We start from the raw sequence: 24,429 nt of genomic DNA on the forward strand, positions 1-24,429 counted from the left end.
GGATCGGCGCACGTGGACATAGGGAACGTGTGTTCATCAGACTATCTGGCCTGCTGCGCTTTTCCGGGACCGCCTGTCGTGGTTCATTGAACGTGGTTCATTGAACCGACCCGACCGCCCGGCGAAACACGGCGCGCGTCAGTTTATAACGGCATCGCGCCGGGCGGAATCGAGGGCTCGCTGCGCTGCGGCACATGTAGGGACGTGCCGCATCGGTGCTCTATACGGCCGGCGAATTTTTTCCGCGGCGTGCGATGCGCTATTGTTCGTCGCCATAAAAAGAGGAACACCATGAACGCCATCCGACTGTCGCGCGTGACTCGCGCCGACGCGCCCGACCTCATCGCGGCCAACCGCGAGAACCAGTCGTACCACCTGCCGTGGGTGGCATCGTTCACAGACGAAGCCGGCTTCGACGCCTGGTTCGTCCGCGGCCTCACGGGGCCGAACGTGAATCTCCTCGCGCGCGAGGCGGCGTCGAACCGCGTGGTGGGCGTGATCAACCTCAACGAGATTGTGGGCGGCGTTTTTCAGAGCGCCTACCTCGGCTACTACGGCATGCAGGAATTCAGCCGCACGGGGCTCATGACGCAGGCGCTGCGCGCGGCGATCGGCTTCGCGTTCGGCGATCTCGGGCTGCATCGGCTGGAGGCCAACATTCAGCCCGAAAACGTCGCCTCCATTGCGCTGGTGCGTCGGCTGGGGTTTCGGCAGGAAGGCTTTTCACCGCGGTATCTGCGCATTGGCGGCGAATGGCGCGACCACGAACGCTGGGCATTGCTCGCGGACGAACCGCAGGCCGCGCCGCACGACAACGCCCGCTGATCACGCCTCGTCGTCTCATCGCGCGGTAGCCACAGGCGGCGGCCCGGCAAAACCGCAAGCCTCGATCACTGCTGCGATCACTGCGACTGCTGCGCCCGCCCCGCCGCGAGTTGCTCGTTGCGCTGCCTGAGGAACGCGATCAGTCCATCCACGCCGCTTTCCGTGATCTTGTCGCTGAACTGCTGGCGGTACGTCTGCACGAGCCACGCACCCAGCACGTTGAGGTCGTACACGCGCCAGCCCTGCGGCGACCGGTAGAGCCGATAGTCGATCTCCAGGGGCCGCTCGTTGGTTTCCGCGATCGTGCGCACCACCACGTCGGTATCCGTGGGCGCGATGCGCATGGGCGGGTACTGGATCTTCTGGTCAGGCTTCAGCTGCGCAAGCGCGCCCGAATAGAGATGGATCAGCAGCAGCCGGAACTGCTCTTCCACCTGCTGGCGCTGCGCGGGCGTGGCGGTTCGCCAGTAACGGCCCATGGAAAGCCGCGTGGTGCGCTGGAAGTCGATGTACGGAAGAATGTCGCGGTTCACGATGTCGAGAATGCGCGTCATGTCGTCGGGCTCGATCTTGCGCGTGCGCACTTCGTCCAGCACCTGCTGCGTGGCGGTGCGGATGAGCGCCTGCGGGTCCGACTTGTCGTCCACCTGGGCATGCGCCGCGCCGCTGAACGCGAACAGGGCAAAGAAGGCGAACGGCAGCGCCACAACGGGATTCACAAAGAGTTTTCTCATGGGTTCGACCTGAGCAATGGGTTCATGCGGGGTAATACGTGTGGGTGATGTCGGCGGGTCATCGCGGAGTCATGTCTGTGCGTCCTGCCCCGGTCACGCAAGCGACGCCGTGTACGCCAGCATTTCCCGATGCAGCGCTTCGGTCGCGGCAGCCAGAACGCGGCCATCGCTGCCCATGCCGAGCGGCCGGCCCTTCCAGTCCGTCACCACGCCGCCCGCGGCTTCGATCACCGGCACCACCGCGAGGTAGTCGTAAGGCGCGAGCCCCGCTTCCACCACGGCGTCGATGTGGCCCGCGGCCAGCATCGCGTAGCTGTAGCAGTCGCCGCCGAAGCGACGAAAGCGCGCGCGCCGGCTCAACGCGTCGAACACCGCATATTCCTCGCCTGAAAACATGTCGGGAGAGGTGGCCGAGACGTTGGCCGCCGCAAGCGTCGTGCAGCCGCTCGTCGTGCATCGCGAGCCCTGACCGCTGCCCACGCCAGCGCCCGTTGAAGCGAAGCAGCCCTCGGCCGTGCCGATCCATCGCTCGCCGAGCGCGGGGGCGTCGATCACGCCGAACACCGGCCGCCCGGCATCGAGCAGCGCAAGCAGCGTGCCCCACAACGGCACGCCGCTGATGAAGCTGCGCGTGCCGTCGATGGGATCGATCACCCAGACATATCGGGCGTCGAGGTTCTGCTGCCCTTCCTCTTCGCCATAGATGCCGTGGTCCGGAAACGCGGCGCCGAGGCGCGCGCGGATATGCGCTTCCACGGAACGGTCGGCAAGGGTGACCGGGCTCTCGTCGGCCTTGGTCTGGATGTCGATGGGTTGCCTGAACTGGGCGAGCGCGATGCGGCGCGTTTCTGCCAGTACCTCTTCCGCAAAGCGGCGGTAGCGGAGCGCTGATTCAGTCGGGTCGGTTGGGTCGGTCATGGCTTTCATCCTGTGCCTTGCGGGCGGGCCTCACGCCCGCCCGTCGGTCTTGACGCGTCGCCACATGATCCCATAGCCGCACGGCGCGCGTGCGTGGGTCGGCATCCTGAGCCCAGTTTGGGTGCTTTTGCTGCGGCAGCGCATATTCCAGCCGGTTGGACGCAGTACCCGGCGTGATCGCGTCCCCTTAATTCTTCGGACGAATTGCCGTAAACGCGGTCAAGGCCCCGCCGGAGACCCAAAGGACGGTATTGCACACCGTCGCTGCGGCAACAGAGGGCCTCGGCAGCCCGCCCCGGCGACTTTTATGCGGTCGGCATCGGCGTGCGCCACCATCCTTGCCCCTATGCGGTCTGCAACGGTATCGCAAGTCTTCTGCCGCCCGGCGTGATGTTCGCCGGCACGCACGAGCCTTGCCGTTCGCGTTGCGCCGATCTCAAGCATCGTTGATATAGGAATTGCGTTACATGAGGATCTCAAACCTGAGAATCGGGGTCCGGCTCAGTTCGGCATTCGGCCTCGTCATCGCCCTGTTGATTGGCACGGCACTGGTCGGCGTCCAGCATCTGGATTCGAGCACGGCCAAGATGGACTCCATCGTCAGCGAGCGCTACACGCTGATCGCGCTGAGCAACCAGATCAAGAACAACGGCTACAAGGCCAACGGCATTCTGAGCAACCTGCTGCTCGCCACCACGCCGGAGCAGACGAAGAAGTACATGGACGACTACGTCGTCATCAGAAAAGCCAATGCCGACGCCTACGCGCAGCTGGAGAAACTGCTGACGAGCGACGAGGGCAAGGCGCTCTACAAGGAGCAGTTCGACGCGCGCAGCGCCTACGGCGTGGACGTGCGCAAGTTCTTCGATCTGGTGGCCCAGAACCGCCCGCAGGACGCGCGCGAACTCTACCAGGGCGAACTCGCGCAGCGCCAGGACCAGTACTACGTGCTGGTCGACAAGATGGTGGACTACCAGGCGGCCCAGATGCAGAAGGACTCGGACCGCGCACGTGAAGAAGGCCATAACGCCAAGATCCAGATGGTGCTGCTCTCGCTCACGGCGCTGCTGGTGGCCGTGGCCACGGGCTACTTCATCACGGCCAGCATCACGCGGCCCGTCAACCGTGCCTTGAGCCTTGCCGAAGCCGTCGCGCAGGGCGATCTCACGCACCGCCTGGAAGGCGACTCGGACGACGAGATCGGCCGCCTGCTCGGCGCGCTCAAGCGCATGACCGAGAACCTGCACGGCATCGTGGCGAAGGTGCGCAAGGGCACCGAGACCATCACGATGGCATCGCGCGAAGTGGCGAGCGGCAACATGGACCTGTCGAGCCGCACCGAGCAGCAGGCGAGCGCGCTGGAACAAACGGCGGCGGCGATGGAAGAACTCACGTCCACGGTGAAGCAGAACGCCGACAACGCGCGCGAAGCGAACCAGGTGGCGTCGAGCGCTTCGGTCATCGCGTCGCGCGGCGGCGAAGCCGTGAACCGCGTGGTGGACACGATGAGCGCCATCAACGAGTCGTCGCGCAAGATCGTCGACATCATCAGCGTGATAGAAGGCATCGCGTTCCAGACCAACATCCTCGCGCTGAACGCGGCGGTGGAAGCAGCACGTGCCGGCGAAAACGGCCGCGGCTTCGCGGTGGTGGCAGGCGAAGTGCGCAGCCTGGCGCAACGCAGCGCGGTGGCCGCGAAGGAAATCAAGACGCTCATTCAGGACTCCGTGAGCCACGTGGACAACGGCAGCAAGATCGTCGAAGAAGCGGGCGCGACCATTCGCGAAGTGGTGACGAGCATCACGCACGTCACGTCCATCGTGAGCGAAATGAGTGCGTCGAGCCAGGAGCAGAGCGACGGTATCGAGCAGATCAATCACGCCGTCACGCAGATGGACCAGGTCACGCAGGAAAACGCCGCGCTGGTGGAGGAAAGCGCCGCCGCCGCACAGGCATTGCGCGACCAGGCCGCGCAGCTCACCGAAATGGTGGCCGCGTTCAAGCTGGACGACACGTCTTCGATGGACCGCTGGCAAGGCGCGCGCGCGCCGCGCGGCGCGAGCACGGCCGGGGCGCTGAACGTGACGCCGCAACCGCTGCTGCTCGGCAGCTGACGCAAACGTTTCAAACCAACAGATACACAAAGAGGACGGAGACACAGGCCGGCCGCGAGGCCGGCCTGTAGATGAAGCAAAGGGGCGCGCGTGCGCGCTCCAGCTGTCTCGCCGCCCGCACGAGGGCACCCGTCCTGCTGACGTATCGCGTCGGCGCCGCGCGCGCCGTACGGGCCGGACGTGTGACTCTGGTGCAGACGACGAGATCCGATCAACGGTTTCTCTCGAGTGCCTACCAGACATGTCCAACGACTATTCCGATCACGTTGCCGTTCCGCGGTTTGCCTTCGGCTCGTCGGCCCAGCCTGCCGCGGCCGCCGCGGCGGTTCCCGCATCGCAGATTGCGCGGTTCATCGAGGCGCACCGCCACGAGGGCTACCGCATCGCGAACCTCGATCCGCTCGACCTCGCCCCGCGCGCGGACGTCCCTGAACTCACGCCCGCCTTCCACGGGCTCGACCCCGACCAGATCCGGCCATCGGACAAGGACGGCTTTCCCGCGGCCGTCACCATCGAAGAACTGGAGCGGCAGCTCAAGCGCGTCTACTGCGGCGCGCTCGGGCTCGACGCGAGCGGCATGCGCAGCGAAGCGCGGCGCCGCTGGCTCTTTTCGCGCATGGAAGCGGAGCTGCTGTATCCGCGTGTCGTGCCCGAACAGGGCGAAGCGCTGCTGCGCCGCCTGCTCGACGCGGAGATGTGGGAGCGCCTCGTGGCCGAGCGCAACGAACACGCGAAGCGCTTCTCGCTGGAAGGCTGCGAGAGCCTCATTCCGCTCGTCGACGCGCTGATCGAGCACGCCGGCAGCCACGGCGTGCAGCAGATGTTTCTGGGCATGCCGCATCGCGGGCGCCTGAATACGCTCGTCAACGTGCTGGGCTTTCCCGTGCGGAAGATGCTGGCGTGCCTCGACCCCGAGTCCGACATCGCGGCCACGCAGACCGACCTCGCCTACCACCTGGGCAGCACGGCGCGCAAAGCGACGCGCCACGGCCACGTGGACGTGTTCCTCGCGCACAACCCGTCGCATCTGCAAAGCGTGTATCCCGTGGTGAGCGGCATGGCGCGCGCGTGGCAGGACGAGCATCGCGGCGCGGGCTGCGTGCCTGTCGTCGTGCATGGCGACGCCGCGTTCGCGGGCCAGGGCATCGTGATGGAAACGCTGAACCTCACGCGCAAGAGCGGCTACGCGCTGGGCGGCACGATCCACGTCATCGTGAACAACCAGATCGGCTTCACCACGCCGAACCTCATGGACGTGTGCGAGCAGACCTGGTGCACGGACATCGCACGCATGATCGACGCGCCCGTGATCCACGTGAACGCCGACCATCCCGAAGACGTGCTGCGTGCCGCGCGCATCGCGTTCGACTACCGCATGAAGCATGGCGCGGACGTCGTCATCGACCTGATCGGCTACCGGCGCCTGGGTCACTCCGAGCACGACATTCCGGCCATCACGCAGCCGCTCACGCAGGCCGCGGTGGGCGTGCATCCCACGGTGACGGAGCTGTATCACGATGCGCTCGCGCTCACCACGCCACTCGATGCGCTGCGCGCCGAGGCGCTAGGCAGGCTGGAGGCGCAGCGGCCGGAAAGCGAGGCGACTGGCGCCGATGCGGCTGCCGCGCGTACGGCAGCTCATACGTCGCCGGCCTCGTTTCAACCGGTCTCGCTCGCGCGCCTTCAATCGTTGACGAAAACGCTCACGCGCGCGCCCGCCGGCTTCCGGCTGCACGAGTTCGTGCGCAATATCGCGGCGCGCTGGCAAGCCACCGTCGCAAGCGCGAGCAACGCCGCCGACTGGACCTTCGCCGAAAACCTGGCCTACGCCACGCTGCTCGAAGACGGCCACGGTATTCGTCTCTCGGGCATGGACGTGGGCCGCGGCACCTTCATGCATCGCCATGCCGTGTGGCACGCGCAGGCCGCGCTGCCGGGCATGGGCGGCGTGCATGTCCCGCTTCAGCACATCGGCGAACGGCAAGGCGCGTTCGATATCGTGAACTCGCCGCTCACCGAGGAAGCCGTGCTCGGCTTCGAGTACGGCTACAGCGTGCAGGCGAAGCGCCGGCTGACGATCTGGGAAGCGCAGTTCGGCGACTTCGCAAACGGCGCGCAGGTCTTCATCGATCAGTACATCGCGGCCGGCGAGTACAAGTGGGGCTACCAGTCCGCGCTCGCGGTGCTGCTGCCGCACGGCCACGAAGGTGTAGGCCCGGAGCATTCGAACGGCTACCTGGGGCGCTTCCTGCAACTGTGCGCGGGCGGCAATCTGCGCGTGGCGGTGCCGTCCACGTCGGCGCAATGGTTCCATCTGCTGCGCGAGCAAGCCATGACGCAGCGGCCCGTGCCGCTCATCGTCATGTCGCCGAAGGGACAGCTTTACGGCAACCCGGCCTCGCATGCGCGGCTCGAACAGTTCGTGGAAGGAGCGTTCCAGCCGGTGATAGGCGATACGGAGATTGCCGATGCCCACGCCGTGACGCGCGCCGTGCTGTGCAGCGGCAAGCTGTTCTACGAACTGCAACGCGCGCGCAACGCGGCACACGACACCACAGTCGCGCTGATTCGCGTCGAGCAGCTGTATCCGTTCCCGCACGCTGAACTCGCGAGCGAGCTGGCTAAGTTCGCCAATCTCGCGGAAGTCGTCTGGGCCCAGGAAGAGGACCGCAACCAGGGCGCATGGCGTTCCGTACGCGAGGACCTGGAGCGCGTATTGCGCACATTGCCCGCAGGCTGCCGTCTGCGCGACGTGTGCCGCACGGCGACGGCGGCGGGCGCGCATTCGTCGATGCGTCCGCACCGGCAGGAGCAGCAGCGTCTCGTGACCGAGGCGCTGCGCACCGTGGAGGACGCGCTCATCGGGTAGCATGGCCTTCCACGCCACTCATGCGGCGCGCGGCTTGCCTGCGCGCCGTAGCCACCACCCGCATGTCGCGCAGCGCAAACCGCCAGCACGCGCCGACCATCGTGTTCGGCGCCTTCGACCGGCACAACTTCGGCGACCTGCTGTTCGCGCATGTCGTCGAACGCATGCTGCCGGGTCGCGACGTGCGCTTCGCGGGTCTGGCCGACCGTGATCTGCGTGAGTACGGCGGTCATCAGGTGCACGCGATTGCGCCGCTCCTCGCCACGTTGAAGAGACGCGCGCCCGATGTGATTCACGCGGGCGGCGAGTTGCTTGCGTGCAATGCATGGGAAGCCGCCGTCATGCTCGCGTCGCCCCGCGATCTGGAAGCCACGCTCGCGAGCGAAAACGCCTGGAAGCGCGACGGCCGCACATGGGCGCAACGCCGCTTCGGCATCGCGGCGCTCGCGCCTTATGTACTCTCGCGGGCATCACTGGGCGGGCTGAGCGAGCGCGACCTGAACCGCGTGATCTTCAATGCCGTGGGCGGCGCCGATCTGGCGTCGCGCGATCCGGCATTGCGCGCCGAAGTGCTCGCCAGTCTTCAAGACGCAAACCACGTGAGCGTGCGCGACCGCGAGACACATGCGATCGCGAAGGCCCACGGCATTGCGGCGCGGCTCGTGCCCGACCCGGCCGTGATGGTGGCCGAACTGTTCGGCAAAACGATTCGCCGCCGTGCCGCCGCAAACGGGCTGAGTGCACTGCGTGCCGCCTTTCCGCAGGGCTACGCCGCCGTGCAGTTCAGTGCCGACTTCGGCGACGACGCGACGCTCGACACCCTCGCCCGTGAACTCGACTGCATGGCGCGCCGCACGGGGCTCGGCGTGGTGCTGTTTCGTGCGGGCGCCGCGCCGTGGCACGACGATGCCGCCTGCTACGAACGCCTGGCGTCGCGGCTCAGTGCAGCGGCGTCGGTCCGAGTGTTTTCGTCGCTGAACGTGTGGGACATCTGCGCGCTGATTGCCCATAGCCGCGTGTATTGCGGCAGCAGCCTGCACGGCAGGATCGTCGCCATGGCGTTCGCGCTTCCCCGCGTGAATCTTCATCAGCGGGCGTCTGCCAAGGGCACGGAGGCATCGATAACGAAGCAGACGGCTTTCGCGGCGACCTGGGAGCCAGTGCAGGTCGCGCCGGTGGCGGTGGGCATCGACGACATGGCCGACGGCATCGGGCAGGCGCTCACCGTGCCCTCAGGCCTGCTTCGCGACACCGCCGCGGACCTCGCCCGCCGTTACCGCGAAGGGTTCGAACCGGTGCGCGTGAGCCTCGGCTGAGTCAACGGCCTCATCCAACGGCGATGCCCTGTCGCTGGCGGCCTAAGTCCACCCAGGTCCGCCCGGAGGCACGCCCCACAAGGCGTGGCGCCCACACGACAAGCGGCGCTTGTCGATTGACGACCATCCGTTTCGCCGATATCGTTGCCGACCATGTCCGATCGCGAATTCATCCACCCCGGCGTTCTGGTGCGCCAGAACTGCCTCGAACGCTTCAATCTGAGCGTCACGCGCTGCGCCGAGGTGCTGGGCGTGAGCCGCCAGGCGCTCACCAATCTGCTGAGCGGCAAAGCGGGCATCTCGCCCGAAATGGCGCTGCGCCTCGACAAGGCGTTCGGCGGCGGCGCCGAAACATGGCTGCAAAGGCAACTGCTTCACGACCTCGCGCGGGCCCGGCTGCGACTGGATGAACTCAACGTCACGCCGATGGTGCCGGAGCAGCAAGGCGCGTTGTTCTAGTGCGTGGCCCGCGCGACCGGGCCTTCCCGTCGCGTTTGCTGCACCTGCACTACAATGCATGCCGTCTGATGTGTCTTGCAGGTCTCCCACACCATGTCCCCGTTTTTCCGAGCGTCTCCCTTTCTTCTCGTGCCGCTTCTCGCGGTGCTGGCCGCGTGCTCGTCCACGCCGCAGAAGAAGTTCCAGGACGAAGAACTGTTCAACTCGGGCACAAGCCCGTATCTGCACAACTTCGACAACGACAACGTCCGCACCTGCGAAGCCGCGCGCCGCGCGCTGCTGAGCCAGGGCTACATGACCACCATGACGCGCCCCGACACCGTGGACGCGACGAAGAACTTCCAGCCCGGGAGCGACTCGCACGTGGTCATCGAATTCCACGTGGTCTGCACCCAGGGCGACGCGGCCAATACGAGCGTGGTCTACGCGAACGCCGTGCAGAACGGCTACGAATTGAAGAAGAGCGATACGTCAGCGAGCGTGGGGCTCTCCATTCTCGGCTCGCTCTCGCTGCCTATCCGCTCGAACAACGACGCCATGGTGAAGGTGTCGAGCGAAACGATTCAGTCGGGCACGTTCTACGACCGCTTCTTCGACCTCATGGGCCGCTACCTGCACAACGAGGCGCAGTCCACGCCGGTGCCGGGCGGCGCAATCGACGTCACGCCGCTGCCGCCGCCCATCGTGCAGCACGTCACGGCGCCGGTTGCGGTGCCGGTTGCGGCTCCCGTCGCGGCAAGCGCAGCGAAGACCGCACCGGCGAGTGTGGAGACTGCGACGCAGGCAACGGCAAACCCTGCCGCGCCGGCGAACGTGACGGCGCCCGCTTCGACCTCGGTCGCGGCGAACAACACGCATGCGGCAAACGACGCCGCAACCCATGTGGCCAACAGCGGCACCGTCGCCAACAACAGCTCGATCGCCACTGCGGCTTCACTCATGGGCGTATCCGCCACGACGAATTCCACGGCAGCCGCGGTTGCAACACCGGCGGCACCCGCTACCCCGGCTGCAACGCCGGCGAATCAGTAATTCACGAGACAGCGTGAGCCGCCCCGGCGCCTGACCATCCCGCTCACGCTGTTCACAAATCTTTCCGCAGACGACGGCCCGTAACGGAAGTCGTGCACAAGCACGACGCGAGTCGTGCGCGCCGCACGTGCCCCTCACCACGCCCGCGCTTTCACGCGCATTTCGGCGCACGCCCTTTTGCCCCTGAAGCAAGGGGCGAAACGCACGCCACGCCGGTTCAGCAATCCCCTCTCGTCATCGATCACGTCCCCGCCGCCGCGCCTCATTACACGCGCCACGCCGCGAAACGGACCGTAATTGCGCGCGTTGTCGAAAACCGACAGTGCAGCGCAGCGAATGCGCTTTAATCGCGGGCCTGGCGGTCCGCAGAAGACGGTCGCCGGACACGCAACGCATGGCCGGTCCACAAGCGGACCTGCTCTCGTCGCCTCTCATCCAGCAGCACTCAAGCAAACGATCTTCGGAGAAGTTTCGATGAAAAAGACACTCATCTCGCTCAGCGCAATGGCCGCGCTCGGTCTCGCGGGAACAGCGCACGCACAAAGCAGCGTGACGCTGTACGGCCTGATCGATGCGGGCATCACGTACACGAACAACCAGGGCGGCCACAGCAACGTTCAGGAAATGAGCGGCGCGGTGAACGGCAGCCGCTGGGGCCTGCGTGGCGCCGAAGACCTGGGCGGCGGACTGAAGGCCGTGTTCACCCTCGAAAACGGCTTCAACATCGGCACCGGCAAGCTCGGTCAAGGCAGCCGCGAATTCGGCCGCCAGGCATTCGTCGGCCTGACCAGTTCGCAATATGGCGCGCTCACACTGGGCCGCCAGTACGATTCCGTGGTCGACTACCTCGGCCCGCTCGCGCTCACCGGCACGGGCTACGGCGGCACGCAGGCCGCTCACCCGTTCGATAACGACAACCTCGACAACTCGTTTCGCGTCAGCAACTCGGTCAAGTACCAGAGCGTGAAATACGGCGGCCTGAAGTTCGGCGGCCTGTACGGCTTCTCGAACGACGCGGGCGGCTTCGCCACGAACCGCGCGTACAGCTTCGGCGTGTCGTACAACTGGAATTCGCTGAACGTTGCGGCCGGTTATCTGCAACTGAACAACAGCGGCACTTCGCTCAACTCGAGCGGCGCCGTCAGCGACGACGCCACCTTCACCGCGAAAACGCAACGCACCTGGGGCGTGGGCGCGAACTATGGCTTCGGCGCCGCAACCGTCGGTCTGCTCGTCACGCAAACGCACCTGAGCAGCCTGACGGGCATCGGCTCGTCGGCATCGGGCACGTCGAGCGGCATCTCGCTTGCAAGCGGCAGCGCACGTTTCAACAACTACGAGTTGAACGGCCGCTATCAATTGACGCCGGCTCTTTCGATTTCCGGCGCGTACACGTACACGGACAGCCGCATCGCCGGCGTGAGCCCGAAGTGGAATCAGTTCACGCTGCAGACGGACTATGCGCTTTCGAAGCGCACGGATGTGTACCTCGAAGGTGTGTACCAGCACGTGAGCGATACGGGTAACAGCAGCATCCACGCGGTCATCAACGGCCTCTCGACCTCGGACACGAACCAGCAGGTGGCCGTGACGGTGGGTCTGCGTCACCGGTTCTAGGCGTTGTGCGTTCGAGGGCCGACGCGCCGGGGCTTTGAAGTATTGAGGCCTTGAATCTGTGCTCATCGAACGCCACGAGCCGCAGGAACCAGCAAGGGCGAAGTCCGGATGTCCGGCCTTCGCCCTTGTCGTTTTTGGCTACGCATTGTGCAGATCGGTCGCGCTGCGCTGAGTGCGCGCCGCGAATCAACCTTCGCGCCGCACGCCCACCAGCAACGCCGCCCCGCTCGCAAACAGCAGCAGCGCCAGCAGATAGAGCGCGTTGTCCATGCTGCCCGTATGCGTCTTGATGAGTCCGATGGCCCACGGGCTCACAATGCCGCTGGTAATGCCGATGCTGCTGATCATCGCAATGCCCGAAGCGGCGGCATTGCCCGCGAGCCACGTGGGCGGCACGGTCCAGAAGATGGGCAGCGCCGCGAAGATCAGCACCGCAGCAACAGAGAGAATCGAGAGCATCGCAGCAAGGCTCGACAGATGCAGCGTGAGCAGCGCCAGTGCGATGCCGCCGCCCACGGTGCACGTCGCAAAGTGCCAACGGCGTTCGCCGCGACGGTCCGAGCGACGCGCGATGAGCATGAGCCCCACTGCGCCGATGGCATTCGGAATCACGGTGTAGAGGCTGATCCACAGCACGTCGTGCACGCCGAAGTCGCGAATCATCAGCGGCATCCAGAAGTTGAGCGTGAGCGATGCGCACGTCAGCGAAAAGTAGATGAACGCGAAGAGGTACACGCGCGGGTTGCGCAGCGCATCCACGAACGAGCGCGACGAATGCGCATGGCCTGGGCCGCGATGGTCCGCATCGCGCTGCGCGATGAGCCAGGCCTTCTCGCTTGCGGTGAGCCAGCGCGCGGCCTGCGGTCCGTCGACGAGCCACCACGCCGCCATCAAGCCCAGCAACACGGCCGGCACGCCTTCGATGGCGAACATCCATCGCCAGCCTTCAAGGCCCAGCGCGCCGCTCATGTCGCGCATGATCCAGCCGGAGAAGAGCCCGCCCAGCACGCCGGCCACGGCCACGCCCGCGAAGAACACGGAGAGCACCGCCGCCCGCCGCCGCGCCGGATACCAGTACGTGAGATACAGCACGATGCCCGGAAAGAAACCCGCCTCGAAGACACCCAGCGCGAAACGCAGCACGTAGAAATGCGTTGGCGTGGCAACGAACATCATGGCCGTGGAGGCAAGGCCCCACAGCAGCATGATTCGCGTGAACGTGCGCCGTGCGCCGAAGCGCGCGAGCAGCATGTTGCCCGGCACCTCGCACAGCACGTAGCCCACGTAGAACACCGCTGCGCCAAGGCCGTACATGGCGTCGCTGAAGCCCAGGTCGTGCTTCATCTGCAACTGCGCAAAGCCGATGTTGATGCGGTCCAGAAACGACACGACGTAGCACACGAACAGGAACGGCACGATGCGCCACGAGACCTTCCTGTACAGCGCGTCGTCGTGGGCATGAGCAGTGGACTGCGCGACGCCGGACGACGCGCTTCCCTCGGACGCGAGGTCCGATGCAATCGATTGAGGCATGTGTCTCTCTCCAAACAAGGATGAAACCCGGGGCCGGGCTTGTCTCGATGCGGCGTCTGGTGCGCCGCTGATGGTGTGCGATGCGGTTGTGCCGCGATCAAGCCGCGATCAGGCCGCCATCGGATGCGGCACGGAAGGCGCCTGCGGCGGCTCGCACCCGGGGCGCCGCTGCGCCAGCGCGCCTTCGCGCGCAATGCGCATGGCTTCGGTCAGCGTCTCGTAATCGCCGATGTGATTCGCGAGCAGCAGGATCAATTGCGCGTTGGCCGACTGGCTCTGCGCATCGTCCATGTCGCGATGCATGTCGATCAGCGCCTCGTAGAAGTCGTCGGGGCGTGTGAGATTCGGTTGAGTGTTGAGTGTCATCTGTCTCCTCCTCTGTGTTCGCGGCGGGGTGGCGAGGCGTCGCGCTTCATGCCACTTCTTATGCCGCTCCTTATGCCGTGCCGCCCACGCACAGTGCGCGTTTCAGCGCGTTGTCCACGCGGTCTGCGTCCACTTGCCGCCAGCGTGCGCAAACGTGCTGGTCCGGACGAATCAGATAGAACGTGCCGGGCGTCGCGTCGTAACGTGCCGCCGCGAGACCTTCCACGTCGCGCAAGACGATGGCCGATGGCGGCAAGCCTTCGGGCGCGTTCGCACCTTCGCTCACCACGGCGACGATCTTTGTCGGCACCGGGCCTTGCGCGATACGTTGCAACGCAGCCTGCGTCTGCGCATCGAGTCGAGCCGCATCGCCGCAAAACAGCAGCCCCGTGAACGACTGACCGAGCCAGTGCAGCAGCCATGCAGACGCGCCATTCGCATCCTCAGTCGAGGAAGCTTGGCCGCACACCTGCACGGGCGCATCGCAGCACGCCGCGCCCGGCATCATCTGGCCTGCGAAGGGCTGCGCGTCGGGCGTGTTCAACACGGACTCGTGCAGCACCGCCGGCACCGAGAGCCGCCCGCTGTTCACGAGCTGCCGCGCGAACGCGTGGTCGCGTGCCAGCGTGAGCACTGCGTCGCGGAACAGGCGGCTCACCGCGCTCTTCGGCGTGATGAAGTCGGTGGAGCGTGTGGAGTTGCGGATGTTCTCGTCCGCCGCATACTCGCGTTCGCGGGCGTAGGTGTCGAGCAGCGCATCCGTTGCGCGGCCTTCCAGCACCATCGCGAGCTTCCATGCGAGGTTTTCCGCGTCCTGCACGCCGCTGTTCGCGCCGCGCGCGCCGAACGGCGACACGCCGTGCGCCGAGTCGCCCGCGAACAACACCTGACCGTGGCGGAAGCTGTCCATACGCAGACACGAAAACGTGTACACGCTCACCCATTCCAGTTCGAACTTCGCATCCGGACCGAGCAGTGCGCGCACGCGCGGAATCACGCGCTCCGGCGTTTTTTCGAGCACGGGGTCGGCGTCCCAGCCCAGCTGAAAGTCGATACGCCACACGTTGTCCGGTTGCCGATGCAGCAGCACCGACTGGTTCGGATGAAACGGCGGATCGAACCAGAACCAGCGTTCCGTCGGAAAGTCGGCCTCCATCTTCACGTCGGCAATCAGGAAGCGGTCTTTGAACGTGCGGCCATGGCTGTCCAGACCCATGAGCTTGCGCACGGGGCTGCGCGAGCCATCGGCGGCCACGACGTAGCGCGCGTGCAGCGTGTAGGTGCCGTCGGGCGTTTCTACGGTGAGCGTCGCGCCCGCGTCCGGCGACCCCGGCGTGCCGTGCTGCTCGATGCCCGTCACGCGGTTCTTCCAGCGCAGATCGATCTGCGCAAACGCCTGCGCGCGTTCCACGAGGAAGCCTTCCAGGTAGTACTGCTGCAAGTTGATGAACGCCGGCCGATGGTGCCCGCTTTCAGGCAGCAAGTTGAACGTGTAGACCAGTTCGTCTTTGAGAAAGACCTTGCCCACGTTCCAGCTCACGCCCTTCTGAACCATGCCCTCGGCGCAGCCGAGACGGTCGAAGATGTCGAGCGTGCGCTTCGAAAAACAGATGGCGCGCGAGCCCGTAGAGAGCGTGCAGTCGTCGTCGAGCAGCACGACCGGCACGCCGCGCTGTGCGAGGTCGATAGCCGTGGCGAGCCCGATGGGCCCCGCACCCACGACCACCACCGGATGCACCTTCGCTTCACTGCCCGGCTGTTGTTCGGCGCACGGCTTGTAGTCGAACGTCAGCGTTTGATAGTCGATCATGTTTTGTCTCCACCTTTCTCTTCTTCGCGCTTTTTCGCCTGGCTTTCAGCGTTACCTTCAGCGCGGTCGGTCACGCGCGAGGCTATTGTTCGCGCGCGCCGCGCCTAGCCCTGCAACGCCTTCCACATTTCCTTGTCGCGCTCGGCGGTCCAGATGCGCGGATGCTCGATGCCGCTCGCCTCGTCGTAGGCGCGCGTCACGTCGAACGGCAGGCAGTGCTCGTAGATGAAGACGTTGCCGAACTTCGGGTCCATCGCTTCGCGCGTGAGCGCCATCGCGCCCTTGAGGTCCATCTGCTTCGCCACTGCCGCGCGGCCTTGCGCGAGCAGCGTGGTCACGAAGTCTTTCGTGTAGTCGAGGCCCTTGTTCACGTCTTCGGGCGTGGTGAGCGCGGGTCCGCGGCCCGGCACGAGCTTTTCGGCGCCGAGCGCGCGCAGCGCTTCGAGTGTGGCGGGCCACTGCGCGAGTTGCGCGTCGCCGCAATAGCAGGCCGCGTCGTATTCCACGAGGTCGCCTGAGAACAGCACCTTTTGCGAGGGCAGCCACACCACCGTATCGCCCTTCGTGTGACCCGCGCCCAGGTGCGCGATGCGCACTTCGAGCTTGCCGAGAAACAGCGTGATTTCGCGCTCGAACACGAGCGTGGGCCACGTGAGGCCCGGCACGGTTTCGACGCCCGCGAAGAGGCGCGGAAAGCGCTCGATCTCCGACTTCATGTCCGCCTCGCCGCGCTCCACGATCATCTCGTAGGTGCCGCGGCTCGCGATGATCTGTTGCGCGCCCTCGGCGAAATAGGCGGACGCGCCCAGCACGCGCACCGCGTGATAGTGCGAGAGCACGACGTATTTGATGGGCTTGTCGGTAATGGTGCGGATCTTCGCGATGAGGTCTTGCGCCATCGCGGGCGTGGCCGTGGTGTCCACGATCAGCACGCCGTCGTCGCCCACGATCACGCCCGAATTCGGATCGCCTTCGGCCGTGTAGGCCCAGGCGTTTTCAGAAAGCTGCGTGAAGGTGATCTGCTTCTGCTCCAGGTCGGCCTGCGAAGCGAATGCCTTTGCCATCGTCTGTCTCCGTGAAAGTCTGGACGAGGCGAGAGCGCCGTGCCGCAGGGCAGCACGCCGATGGGACGCGCGCAGCCGCAGCCGCGCCGGCATGGTGGAAATGTCTCGCCCCGGTTGGACTGGTTGAGTGGCGGTTGTGTCGGGGTGAATCCATCATAGGACGGTGGCTTGTTATTTGTCAATAACGAATGTTGTTGCTATACGCTAATCTTCTAAAGCCCCTCTGCGGACCACGCCATTGCAGCCCTACGGTGGCCGCCGGCATGCGGGAAACCCCGAAACCTTCGGTTAACATGAGACCTTTTCTTCCAGCGGACGGAAACGGCGTGACGAGACCAGCCAGGAACGCGACGGCGCAGGCACGCGGCAAGGCGCGCGAGGACGCAGGGCGCGCAAGCCTCGCGAACAACGCCGCAGCGGTGCCGGCACCGGCATCCGCTTCGGCAACCCGAACGCAGCGCGGCATTCAGAGCGTCGAAGTAGGCGGCCGGCTGCTGCGCGCGCTCGCCGACGCGCGCGGACCGCTCGCGCTCTCGGACCTCGCGGCCAGCGGCGACCTGCCGTCGGGCCAGGCGCACGCGTACCTGGTCAGCCTCACGCGCCTTGGGCTCATCAAGCGCGACGAACTGTCGGGTCGCTACGAGCCGGGACCGCTCGCGCTGCGCCTCGGCCTGCTGCATCTCGAACATCAGCCCGCGTTTCGCGGCGCCGTGCCGCACGCCGCCGCGCTCGCGCAGCAAACGGGTTTCAGCGTGGCGATCTGCATTGCGGGTCCGCAGGGGCCCACCATCGTGCGCTACGAGCATGGCGGCCTGCCGCTGCACGTGAACCTGCATGTGGGCACGGTGATGTCGTTGCCGGGCACGTCCACGGGCCGCGTCTTCTGCGCTTTCCTGCCGGCGGAACGCTTGCAGCCGATGTGGGCCGGCCAGTCCGCATCCGCTGAAGGTTCGGGCGCGGTGCAGCGCGGCGAGCACGCCGACGCAGCGGCGCGGGCCGCATTCGAAGCCGTGCTGGAAGGCATTCGCGCACGCGGCATGGAACGCGGCATCGACGCGCCGACGCCCGGCGTGAGCAGCCTTTGCGTGCCCGTACTCGACGCACAGAACCAGCTTTGCCTCGCGCTCACCGCGATCGGCGCAACGGGTGCCATCGACGTCAAATGGAACGGCGCCGTCGCGCGCGTCATGCGCGCCGCCGCGCTGGAAATCGGCGCCGCGCTTCAGTCTTCGTCCCTCGACACATCATGCGCCGCGTAACGCCGCCCAATGCCTCCCGTCGCGATGCCGCACGCGGCAAAGCGGCAGCCGCTGAAACCGTGGAAGCCAGACAGCAGCGCGGCATTCAATCGCTCGACAACACCGGCGAGTTGCTCGCCGCACTCGTGGCGGCCAACGCACCGCTCACGCTGCGCGACCTCGCGGCCGCGGCCGGCATGCCGCCCGCGAAGGCGTTTCCGCATCTGGTGAGTTTGCAGAAGATCGGCCTGTTGAGCCGCGACAGCGCCGGCCGCTTCGAAGCGGGACCGCTCGGCCTGGAGTTGGGTCTGATCGCGCTGGCGCGTCTTTCGCCGCCGCGCGAGGCCGAAGCGGAGATCGTGGCGCTGGCCGCGTCCACGGGCATGAGCGTCGCGATGGCCGTGCTCGGGCCGCTCGGGCCCACGGTCGTGCGGCTCGAAGAATCGCCGCGGCCGCTGCATGTGAGCCTGCGTCCCGGTACGGTGATGTCGCTCGTGAATACGGCAATCGGCCGCGTGTTCGCGGCGTATCTCGACGACGACGTGCTGGCCCAGCTTCTGCCGCAAGACGATCTGCGGCTCGCGGGCGAGGCCGTTGCCAGGACCGCTGCCAACACCGCCGCGCGGCATGCCGCGCGCGACTACGCCGACGTCCTCACGCAAATCCGCACCCACGGCGCGGATACCGCCATCGACAAACCCATTCCCGGCATCAGCACGGTCGCCGCGCCCGTCTTCGACCACACGGGCAGCGTGTGCCTCGTGATCGCGCTCATGGGTCCCTCGGGCGCTTTCGATGCCGGGCTCACAGGCCACCCGGCGCACACGCTCTGCGCCGCCACGCAGCGGCTTTCGCGGCGCTTCGGCTACATCGACATGGAAGCCGCACGCGAAGCATCCGTTCGCGCACAACCAGGAGAGTCATGATGAATGCCGCAGCCGAACCTCGCACATCGTGGCGCCAGGTCGCCGACCTGCCGTGCCCGAAGGGCCTGCCGCTCGTCGGCAATCTGCTCCAGCTTTCGCCCGCACGGCTGCATTTGATTCTCGAACGCTGGGCCGAAGAACTGGGCGCGCCGTTCCGCTTCCAGGTGGGCAACATTCCCATCACCGTGTGGACCGATACGGAGTTGATCCAGTCCATCATGCGCGAGCGGCCGCATCGTTACCGCCGCTATCAGCCTATCGAAGCGGTGCTCGAGGAAATGGGCTGCAACGGCCTTTTTTCCGCGGAAGGCCCCGCGTGGGAGCCGCAGCGCCGGCTCGTCATGCAGGCGCTCTCCATTCCGAACGTCCGCGCGTTCTACCCGACGCTGGTGGAGATCACCGAACGTCTGCGCCAGCGCTGGCTACGTGCCGCGCAGCGCGGCGAAACGGTGGAGATGACCGAAGACCTGAAGCGCTTCACCGTGGACGTCACGAGTGCGCTCGCGTTCGGCGAAGACCCGCGCACGCTGGAAAAAGAGCACGGCGTGATCCAGGAGCATCTCGAACTGATCCTGCCCACGGTCATGGCCCGCATCAACGCGCTCTTTCCGTACTGGCGCTACGTGAAGCTGCCGCGCGACCGCAAGGTGGACCACGCGCTCGCTGAAGTGCACCGCTATGTGCGCGAGATGATGCAGCGCGCCCGCGACCGCATGCGCGACGAGCCTTCGGAGACGCCGCGCAACCTGCTCGAAGCGATGCTCGCGATGCGCGACGAACCGGGCTCCGTGCTCACCGACGACCAGATCGCCGCCAACGTGCTGACGCTGCTGCTCGCGGGCGAAGACACCACGGCGGATTCCATCGCGTGGACGCTGCCGTACCTCGCAGAAGACCCGGCATTGCAGACACAGTTGCACGAGGACGCGCGTCGCATCTTCAACGCGGGCGGCGAACACAACGAACGCGGCGTGTGCCCCGACTACGCCACGCTCAAGGAACTGGATCTGTTCGAAGCCATCGCGACGGAAGCGACGCGGCTGCGACCCGTGGCCTCTGTGCACTCGTTCGAGCCGCTGGAAGACGTGCGCGTGGGCGACGTCGAACTGCCCGCAGGCACGCGCATGTTCTTCCTCGCGCGGCCTGCCATGCTCGATGCAAAAAATTTCGTAGACCCGCAACGCTACGACCCATACCGCTGGATCCGCAAAGGCGAACAGGGCGCACACGACGTGCGCGCCTATCTGCAATTCGGCGCGGGACCGCGCGTGTGCCCGGGCCGACACCTGGCGAGCGTCGAGATGCGCCTCGTGCTTTCCATGCTGATGGCGAACTTCTCGATGGAACTGGCAACGGACCCGGCGAACATCCAGGAAGTGCAGGCCTTCACGATGGTGCCCAGCACGATGCCGGTGAAGCTCACGCTGCGATAGCGGCAAGGCCTTCGCGGCGCGACGAGCCCTCGGGAACGGTGCTTGCTGAGTTCACCGCGTCAGATGTCTGCACCTTCCAGGAGGAATCATCGTGCTGAAATGGGCCTTGGTATTCGCAATCGTTGCAGTCATCGCCGGCCTGTTGGGGTTCACGGGCATAGCAGCCGGCGCCGCGGCAATCGCCAAATTGCTGTTCGGCATCTTCGTCGTGCTGTGTATCGTTTTTCTGGTGCTGGGGCTGGTTATTGCCAAAAAGGTGGTGGATTGAAGGCGCCCGCCTTCTGATGCTTCAACCGCCGTCAGCCCCATTCGTGGCCGACATTCGATAAAGCGCATCGAGGAACGCCGGAACGAAACTGCCCGGCCCCTCGCTTGCCGCTACCGCATGCTCGCCCGCGCGTGCCATGGTTCGGCAGGCCGTTGCCACCGCGGCCAGGCGATCGCCCTTCGGGCCGCTGCTCGATGCGCAGAACGCCGCCACCACCGCCGACAACGCGCAGCCCGTGCCTACCACGCGCGTCATCAACGGATGGCCGCCGCTCACGGCGTAGTCGCGCGTGCCGTCGGTCACGTAGTCCACGGCGCCCGTCACGGCCACCACCGCGCCCGTTTGCTGCGCGAGGTCGCGCGCCGCGGGCAACGCGGCCAGCGACTCGTCGGCGCTATCCACGCCGCGACCGCGTGCATCGCGGCCGGCAAGCGCCATGATCTCGGATGCGTTGCCGCGAATCGCCGCGGGCTTCAACGAGAGCAAGCCGCGCGCGAATGCCGTGCGATAGTCGAGCGCGCCCACGGCGACGGGGTCCAGCACCCAGGGCTTGCCGGCACGCGTGGCCGATGTGATGGCCGCGAGCATCGCTTCGCCGCGCGCCGGATACAGCGTGCCGATGTTGATCAGCACCGCGCCCGCGATGGCCGCGAACTGCGTGGCCTCGCTTTCGTCCACCACCATGGCGGGCGACGCGCCCAACGCGAGCAGCACGTTCGCCGTGAAGGTCTGTACCACCTCGTTGGTGAGGCAATGCACGAGCGGCTTCGCCTCGCGAAATTCGGCAAACGTGGTTGCCGCGATGTGGTCGGGCAGTTCTTGAACCGGTTTGTCGCTCATGGTCGTTGGCATTCCGAATGATGTGCAGTGTTGCGAGGAGGCCGTCACGCTAACCGCGTGCCGCGCGCGACGCAAGCCTCACAGTGCGCGTTGCAGGCGCAAGCGCAAATTCACTGCATTTCGTCTGCGCTGCCGGCCACCGGTTCGGCATCGTGCGCAAGACGCGCCTTCGCGTGGCGCATCTTCTCGAGCGTCTGCGGTCCCAGTTGCAAGGCCACGCCAATCGAAAGCGCATCCACGATGGAAAGATGCACGAGCCGCGACACGCCAGGCGTGTTCGGATCAATCGGCGCCGGTATGCGCAGCAACAGCGGAATATCCACGAGCCACGCCAGCCGCGAACCGACGTTCGTGAGGCCCACTGTGGTCGCGCCGCGTTCCTTCGCAATCTGGATGCTCTCGTTCACTTCCACGCTGCGCCCCGAATGCGAGATGGCGAACGCGACGTCGCCGGGCTCCATCAGGCCGGCGTAAAGGCGCTGCAAATGCCCGTCCGTAAATGCCGTGGCCGCAATGTCGAGGCGCAGCAAACGCAATGCCGCGTCCTGTGCGACGAGGCCCGAACCGGAGCCCACGCCGAAAACGTAGACGCGCCGCGCCTGTGCGAGCGCGGCAATCGCGGCTTCGAACGCGGCAGGGTCGAGCGCGTCGCGCGCATGCGTGATGCCCTGCACGGCGGCCTCGCCCACTTTGTCGAGCAGCGTGCGCACGTCGTCGCCGCGCGCGACCGCGGTCGAGGCGTACGGCAAGCCGCCTGCCACGCTTTGGGCCAGTTGCATCTTGAAGTCGCGCAGGCCGTGCGCCCCCACGGCGCGGCAAAAGCGCGTCACGGAAGGCTCCGACACGTCGGCGCGCTGCGCGAGTTCGGTAATGCTCGCGCGCATGGCGAAGTCGACGTCGCCCAGCACCATCTCGGCGACCTTGCGCTCGGCGGGCCGCAAATCGGTCAGGGCGTTGCGGATATGGGGAATCAGGTTCGGTGCAGCCAAGCTTGTGCGCTTCCTCTCAATTACGTGCAACGCGTACCGCTCTGCGTATCGAACAGATGCAGATGCGCCGCGGGCAACTTCAACGTCACGCGCGCGCCGGGGCCGATTGCGGGCCGCTGGCGCGTGGTGACACACCACGTGCTTCCCCCTATTTTCCCGTATAGGTGCGTTTCGGCGCCGGTCGGCTCGATCACTTCGATCTCCATGGACGCATCGCCGGCCTGGCTCGCGTCTTCACTCGCGAGTTCGATGTGCTCGGGACGAATGCCGAGCGTCACGCGTGCGCCCGGCGCGGCGGCACCTGATGGCAGCGCAATGCGGCGGCCGTCTTCCACCAGCAACGCAAGACCTGCGTCGCCCGCCACCACTTCGCCGGCAGCGAAGTTCATGGCAGGCGAACCCAGAAAACTGGCCACGAAGAGATTCGCCGGACGATCGTATAGCTCCAGTGGCCGGCCGATCTGCTCGATGCGGCCCGCGTTCATCACGACGATGCGATCGGCCATGGTCATGGCCTCGATCTGGTCGTGCGTCACGTAGATCACGGTGTTCTTGAGCCGCTGATGCAGTGCCTTGATTTCGGTGCGCATCTGCACGCGCAGTTTCGCGTCCAGATTCGAGAGCGGTTCGTCGAACAGGAACAGCGCCGGTTCGCGCACCACGGCGCGGCCCATCGCCACACGCTGACGCTGGCCGCCGGAAAGCGCACGCGGCAGGCGGTCCAGGTAGCCCGAGAGATTCAGCATCTTCGCCGCGGCCTCGATGCGCGGCTTGAAGCGCTCCGTAGGCTCTTTGCGAATGCGCGGGCCGAACGCGATGTTGTCGTAGACCGAAAGATGCGGGTAGAGCGCGTAGCTCTGGAACACCATCGACACGTTGCGCTGCTGCGGCGCGAGCGTATTGGCGCGCGTGCCGCCGATCATCAGTTCGCCGCCCGTGATTTCTTCGAGCCCCGCAATCATGCGCATCAACGTGCTCTTGCCGCAGCCCGAGGGGCCTACCAGCACGACGAACTCGCCGTCGTCGATATCGAGATCGATGCCGTGCACCACTTGCGTTTCGCCATACCGCTTGTAGATGCCGTTCAATTGCACTGCCGCCATACCAGGACCTCTTCAGTCATGCGTTGCGTTCGTTTCTACGATGCGCTTCTGAGATGCGCTTCTGCGATGCGTTACAGCGATTCCAGCGTCAGCTCCGCGGCCATCAGCCGGTTGCCCGCCATCAGGCCGCCGTCCACGGGCAGCGCCACACCCGTAATCACGCGCGCCATCGGCGAAGCGAGAAACAGCACGGCGTCCGCGATGTCGTCGGGCGTCGCGAAGTCGCCGAGCGGGTACCACTTCTTCAATGTCTCGAATACCTGGGGATCCTTATCTACGCGCGCCTGCCACGCCTGCGTCTTCACGGTGCCCGGACACACGATGTTGGCGCGAATGCCATGACGTCCCAGCTCGATTGCCAGCGCCTTCGTGTAGCTGATGAGCCCCGCCTTCGCCGCGCTATAGGCGGGGTGCCCCAGCGCCGTCATACCGTTGACCGAGCCGATCAGCACGAGCACGCCGCTTTTGCGCTGGACCATCGACTCACGCACCGCCTCCACCGTGTGATACGTGCCGTTCAGGTTCAGATGCACGTCGTGCTGCCAGCTCGCGGCATCGGTCTGCGCAAGCGTGCCGGCCAGCGCCGCGCCCGCGTTCGCCACCACGACATCCACCGGCCCGCGCTGTGCGACCGCTTGCGCCACGGCATCGCGCACGGCCGCGGCATCACCCAGGTCCGCCACCACGGGCGCCACGTGTGCCGCGCCCAGCGTGTCGGCAAGCGCCGCAAGCGCCGTCTCGTTCATATCGAGCGCGAGCACCGTATCGCCCGCTTCCACAAAACGCTGTGTGAGCACGCTGCCGATTCCGCCGCATGCTCCCGTCACAAGCACCACGCGATTCATCGCCGCCCCTTGTGTAAATTTCCTACATAGTGCGCACCGAGCCGTGATCCCGTTGCTTGCAGACGGTCCGCCCGCAAACGACGCATCGCACAAATACCCCTTTTTTACAGCATGTTAGTCACAAAACCCG

The 24,429-nt window shown here is 66.1% G+C and carries 21 protein-coding genes; 11 read left to right on the top strand and 10 right to left on the bottom strand.

The genetic code is table 11. The features are described from left to right. The first annotated feature begins 291 nt into the window (after positions 1–291). Positions 292–825 (top strand): GNAT family N-acetyltransferase, encoded by a 534-nt coding sequence (locus U0042_RS02795; RefSeq protein ID WP_114809760.1) that lies wholly within the window; start codon positions 292–294, stop codon positions 823–825. 77 nt (positions 826–902) lie between these two features. Here the strand turns inward: U0042_RS02795 and U0042_RS02800 are convergent, their stop codons facing one another. Beyond that, the gene (locus U0042_RS02800; RefSeq protein WP_114809761.1) at positions 903–1,559 is read right to left on the bottom strand and encodes an MlaC/ttg2D family ABC transporter substrate-binding protein; all 657 of its coding nucleotides are present in this window, start codon (positions 1,557–1,559) and stop codon (positions 903–905) included. A gap of 93 nt (positions 1,560–1,652) precedes the next feature. Beyond that, entirely contained in the window at positions 1,653–2,486 is an 834-nt protein-coding gene (hisN, locus tag U0042_RS02805; protein ID WP_198665238.1) for a histidinol-phosphatase, read from the bottom strand. 458 nt (positions 2,487–2,944) lie between these two features. On the opposite strand from hisN, the gene U0042_RS02810 reads away from it, so the two are divergent. The 6 genes from U0042_RS02810 to U0042_RS02835 all read left to right on the top strand — a co-directional run bounded on the left by U0042_RS02810 (position 2,945) and on the right by U0042_RS02835 (position 11,884). After that, complete coding sequence (locus U0042_RS02810; RefSeq protein WP_114809762.1) at positions 2,945–4,591, top strand: methyl-accepting chemotaxis protein; 1,647 nt, start codon at positions 2,945–2,947, stop codon at positions 4,589–4,591. A 241-nt stretch (positions 4,592–4,832) separates the two neighbouring features. Continuing rightward, positions 4,833–7,460, top strand: coding sequence for a 2-oxoglutarate dehydrogenase E1 component (locus tag U0042_RS02815; protein ID WP_114809763.1), 2,628 nt, complete (start codon positions 4,833–4,835; stop codon positions 7,458–7,460). A 62-nt stretch (positions 7,461–7,522) separates the two neighbouring features. Beyond that, positions 7,523–8,776: a polysaccharide pyruvyl transferase family protein gene (locus U0042_RS02820; protein ID WP_114809764.1), complete on the top strand. Its 1,254-nt coding sequence runs from the start codon at positions 7,523–7,525 to the stop codon at positions 8,774–8,776. 153 nt (positions 8,777–8,929) lie between these two features. Then, positions 8,930–9,235: a HigA family addiction module antitoxin gene (locus U0042_RS02825; protein WP_017773979.1), complete on the top strand. Its 306-nt coding sequence runs from the start codon at positions 8,930–8,932 to the stop codon at positions 9,233–9,235. Positions 9,236–9,328: 93 nt separating this feature from the next. Next, complete coding sequence (locus U0042_RS02830) at positions 9,329–10,267, top strand: DUF2242 domain-containing protein (protein ID WP_114809765.1); 939 nt, start codon at positions 9,329–9,331, stop codon at positions 10,265–10,267. 474 nt (positions 10,268–10,741) lie between these two features. Beyond that, positions 10,742–11,884, top strand: a complete 1,143-nt coding sequence (locus U0042_RS02835; RefSeq protein WP_114809766.1) for a porin — start codon at positions 10,742–10,744, stop codon at positions 11,882–11,884. Positions 11,885–12,070: 186 nt separating this feature from the next. Here the strand turns inward: U0042_RS02835 and U0042_RS02840 are convergent, their stop codons facing one another. The 4 genes from U0042_RS02840 to U0042_RS02855 form a co-directional block, all read right to left on the bottom strand. Beyond that, positions 12,071–13,417 carry an MFS transporter gene (locus tag U0042_RS02840; protein ID WP_114809767.1) on the bottom strand — a complete coding sequence of 449 codons (1,347 nt, stop codon included), beginning with the start codon at positions 13,415–13,417 and terminating at the stop codon, positions 12,071–12,073. A gap of 108 nt (positions 13,418–13,525) precedes the next feature. Then, complete coding sequence (locus tag U0042_RS02845; protein WP_114809768.1) at positions 13,526–13,783, bottom strand: DUF2783 domain-containing protein; 258 nt, start codon at positions 13,781–13,783, stop codon at positions 13,526–13,528. A 70-nt stretch (positions 13,784–13,853) separates the two neighbouring features. Further along, positions 13,854–15,593, bottom strand: coding sequence for an FAD-dependent oxidoreductase (locus U0042_RS02850; protein ID WP_114809769.1), 1,740 nt, complete (start codon positions 15,591–15,593; stop codon positions 13,854–13,856). A gap of 104 nt (positions 15,594–15,697) precedes the next feature. Then, positions 15,698–16,657: an MBL fold metallo-hydrolase gene (locus U0042_RS02855; protein ID WP_114809770.1), complete on the bottom strand. Its 960-nt coding sequence runs from the start codon at positions 16,655–16,657 to the stop codon at positions 15,698–15,700. Between the two features lie 419 nt (positions 16,658–17,076). Between U0042_RS02855 and U0042_RS02860 the strand changes: the two genes are divergently transcribed. The 4 genes from U0042_RS02860 to U0042_RS02875 all read left to right on the top strand — a co-directional run bounded on the left by U0042_RS02860 (position 17,077) and on the right by U0042_RS02875 (position 20,522). After that, positions 17,077–17,916, top strand: a complete 840-nt coding sequence (locus U0042_RS02860) for an IclR family transcriptional regulator (protein WP_232833293.1) — start codon at positions 17,077–17,079, stop codon at positions 17,914–17,916. After that, positions 17,904–18,821, top strand: coding sequence for an IclR family transcriptional regulator (locus U0042_RS02865; protein ID WP_232833268.1), 918 nt, complete (start codon positions 17,904–17,906; stop codon positions 18,819–18,821). The genes U0042_RS02860 and U0042_RS02865 overlap by 13 nt, the downstream gene beginning before the upstream one ends. Next, positions 18,818–20,254, top strand: coding sequence for a cytochrome P450 (locus tag U0042_RS02870; protein ID WP_114809772.1), 1,437 nt, complete (start codon positions 18,818–18,820; stop codon positions 20,252–20,254). Before U0042_RS02865 ends, U0042_RS02870 begins: the two co-directional genes overlap by 4 nt. A gap of 91 nt (positions 20,255–20,345) precedes the next feature. Next, positions 20,346–20,522 (top strand): DUF1328 domain-containing protein, encoded by a 177-nt coding sequence (locus U0042_RS02875; protein ID WP_114809773.1) that lies wholly within the window; start codon positions 20,346–20,348, stop codon positions 20,520–20,522. A gap of 21 nt (positions 20,523–20,543) precedes the next feature. On the opposite strand, the gene thiM is transcribed toward U0042_RS02875, so the two are convergent. The 4 genes from thiM to U0042_RS02895 all read right to left on the bottom strand — a co-directional run bounded on the left by thiM (position 20,544) and on the right by U0042_RS02895 (position 24,299). After that, positions 20,544–21,362 (bottom strand): hydroxyethylthiazole kinase, encoded by an 819-nt coding sequence (gene thiM, locus U0042_RS02880; RefSeq protein ID WP_114809774.1) that lies wholly within the window; start codon positions 21,360–21,362, stop codon positions 20,544–20,546. Positions 21,363–21,472: 110 nt separating this feature from the next. Beyond that, complete coding sequence (locus tag U0042_RS02885) at positions 21,473–22,351, bottom strand: MurR/RpiR family transcriptional regulator (protein ID WP_114809775.1); 879 nt, start codon at positions 22,349–22,351, stop codon at positions 21,473–21,475. Positions 22,352–22,371: 20 nt separating this feature from the next. After that, complete coding sequence (locus U0042_RS02890; protein ID WP_114809776.1) at positions 22,372–23,454, bottom strand: ABC transporter ATP-binding protein; 1,083 nt, start codon at positions 23,452–23,454, stop codon at positions 22,372–22,374. Between the two features lie 71 nt (positions 23,455–23,525). Beyond that, positions 23,526–24,299, bottom strand: coding sequence for an SDR family oxidoreductase (locus U0042_RS02895; protein ID WP_114809777.1), 774 nt, complete (start codon positions 24,297–24,299; stop codon positions 23,526–23,528). Positions 24,300–24,429 lie beyond the last annotated feature (130 nt).

Source organism: Paraburkholderia kururiensis, from assembly GCF_034424375.1.
GTDB classification, from domain to species: domain Bacteria; phylum Pseudomonadota; class Gammaproteobacteria; order Burkholderiales; family Burkholderiaceae; genus Paraburkholderia; species Paraburkholderia kururiensis_A.

What these genes read in the sequence shown, in the direction of transcription:
- U0042_RS02795 (WP_114809760.1), top strand. Translation starts at nt 292, where the DNA reads ATGAACGCCATCCGACTGTCGCGCGTGACTCGCGCCGACGCGCCCGAC.
- U0042_RS02800 (WP_114809761.1), bottom strand. Translation starts at nt 1,559, where the DNA reads ATGAGAAAACTCTTTGTGAATCCCGTTGTGGCGCTGCCGTTCGCCTTC.
- hisN (WP_198665238.1), bottom strand. Translation starts at nt 2,486, where the DNA reads ATGAAAGCCATGACCGACCCAACCGACCCGACTGAATCAGCGCTCCGC.
- U0042_RS02810 (WP_114809762.1), top strand. Translation starts at nt 2,945, where the DNA reads ATGAGGATCTCAAACCTGAGAATCGGGGTCCGGCTCAGTTCGGCATTC.
- U0042_RS02815 (WP_114809763.1), top strand. Translation starts at nt 4,833, where the DNA reads ATGTCCAACGACTATTCCGATCACGTTGCCGTTCCGCGGTTTGCCTTC.
- U0042_RS02820 (WP_114809764.1), top strand. Translation starts at nt 7,523, where the DNA reads ATGTCGCGCAGCGCAAACCGCCAGCACGCGCCGACCATCGTGTTCGGC.
- U0042_RS02825 (WP_017773979.1), top strand. Translation starts at nt 8,930, where the DNA reads ATGTCCGATCGCGAATTCATCCACCCCGGCGTTCTGGTGCGCCAGAAC.
- U0042_RS02830 (WP_114809765.1), top strand. Translation starts at nt 9,329, where the DNA reads ATGTCCCCGTTTTTCCGAGCGTCTCCCTTTCTTCTCGTGCCGCTTCTC.
- U0042_RS02835 (WP_114809766.1), top strand. Translation starts at nt 10,742, where the DNA reads ATGAAAAAGACACTCATCTCGCTCAGCGCAATGGCCGCGCTCGGTCTC.
- U0042_RS02840 (WP_114809767.1), bottom strand. Translation starts at nt 13,417, where the DNA reads ATGCCTCAATCGATTGCATCGGACCTCGCGTCCGAGGGAAGCGCGTCG.
- U0042_RS02845 (WP_114809768.1), bottom strand. Translation starts at nt 13,783, where the DNA reads ATGACACTCAACACTCAACCGAATCTCACACGCCCCGACGACTTCTAC.
- U0042_RS02850 (WP_114809769.1), bottom strand. Translation starts at nt 15,593, where the DNA reads ATGATCGACTATCAAACGCTGACGTTCGACTACAAGCCGTGCGCCGAA.
- U0042_RS02855 (WP_114809770.1), bottom strand. Translation starts at nt 16,657, where the DNA reads ATGGCAAAGGCATTCGCTTCGCAGGCCGACCTGGAGCAGAAGCAGATC.
- U0042_RS02865 (WP_232833268.1), top strand. Translation starts at nt 17,904, where the DNA reads ATGCGCCGCGTAACGCCGCCCAATGCCTCCCGTCGCGATGCCGCACGC.
- U0042_RS02870 (WP_114809772.1), top strand. Translation starts at nt 18,818, where the DNA reads ATGATGAATGCCGCAGCCGAACCTCGCACATCGTGGCGCCAGGTCGCC.
- thiM (WP_114809774.1), bottom strand. Translation starts at nt 21,362, where the DNA reads ATGAGCGACAAACCGGTTCAAGAACTGCCCGACCACATCGCGGCAACC.
- U0042_RS02890 (WP_114809776.1), bottom strand. Translation starts at nt 23,454, where the DNA reads ATGGCGGCAGTGCAATTGAACGGCATCTACAAGCGGTATGGCGAAACG.
- U0042_RS02895 (WP_114809777.1), bottom strand. Translation starts at nt 24,299, where the DNA reads ATGAATCGCGTGGTGCTTGTGACGGGAGCATGCGGCGGAATCGGCAGC.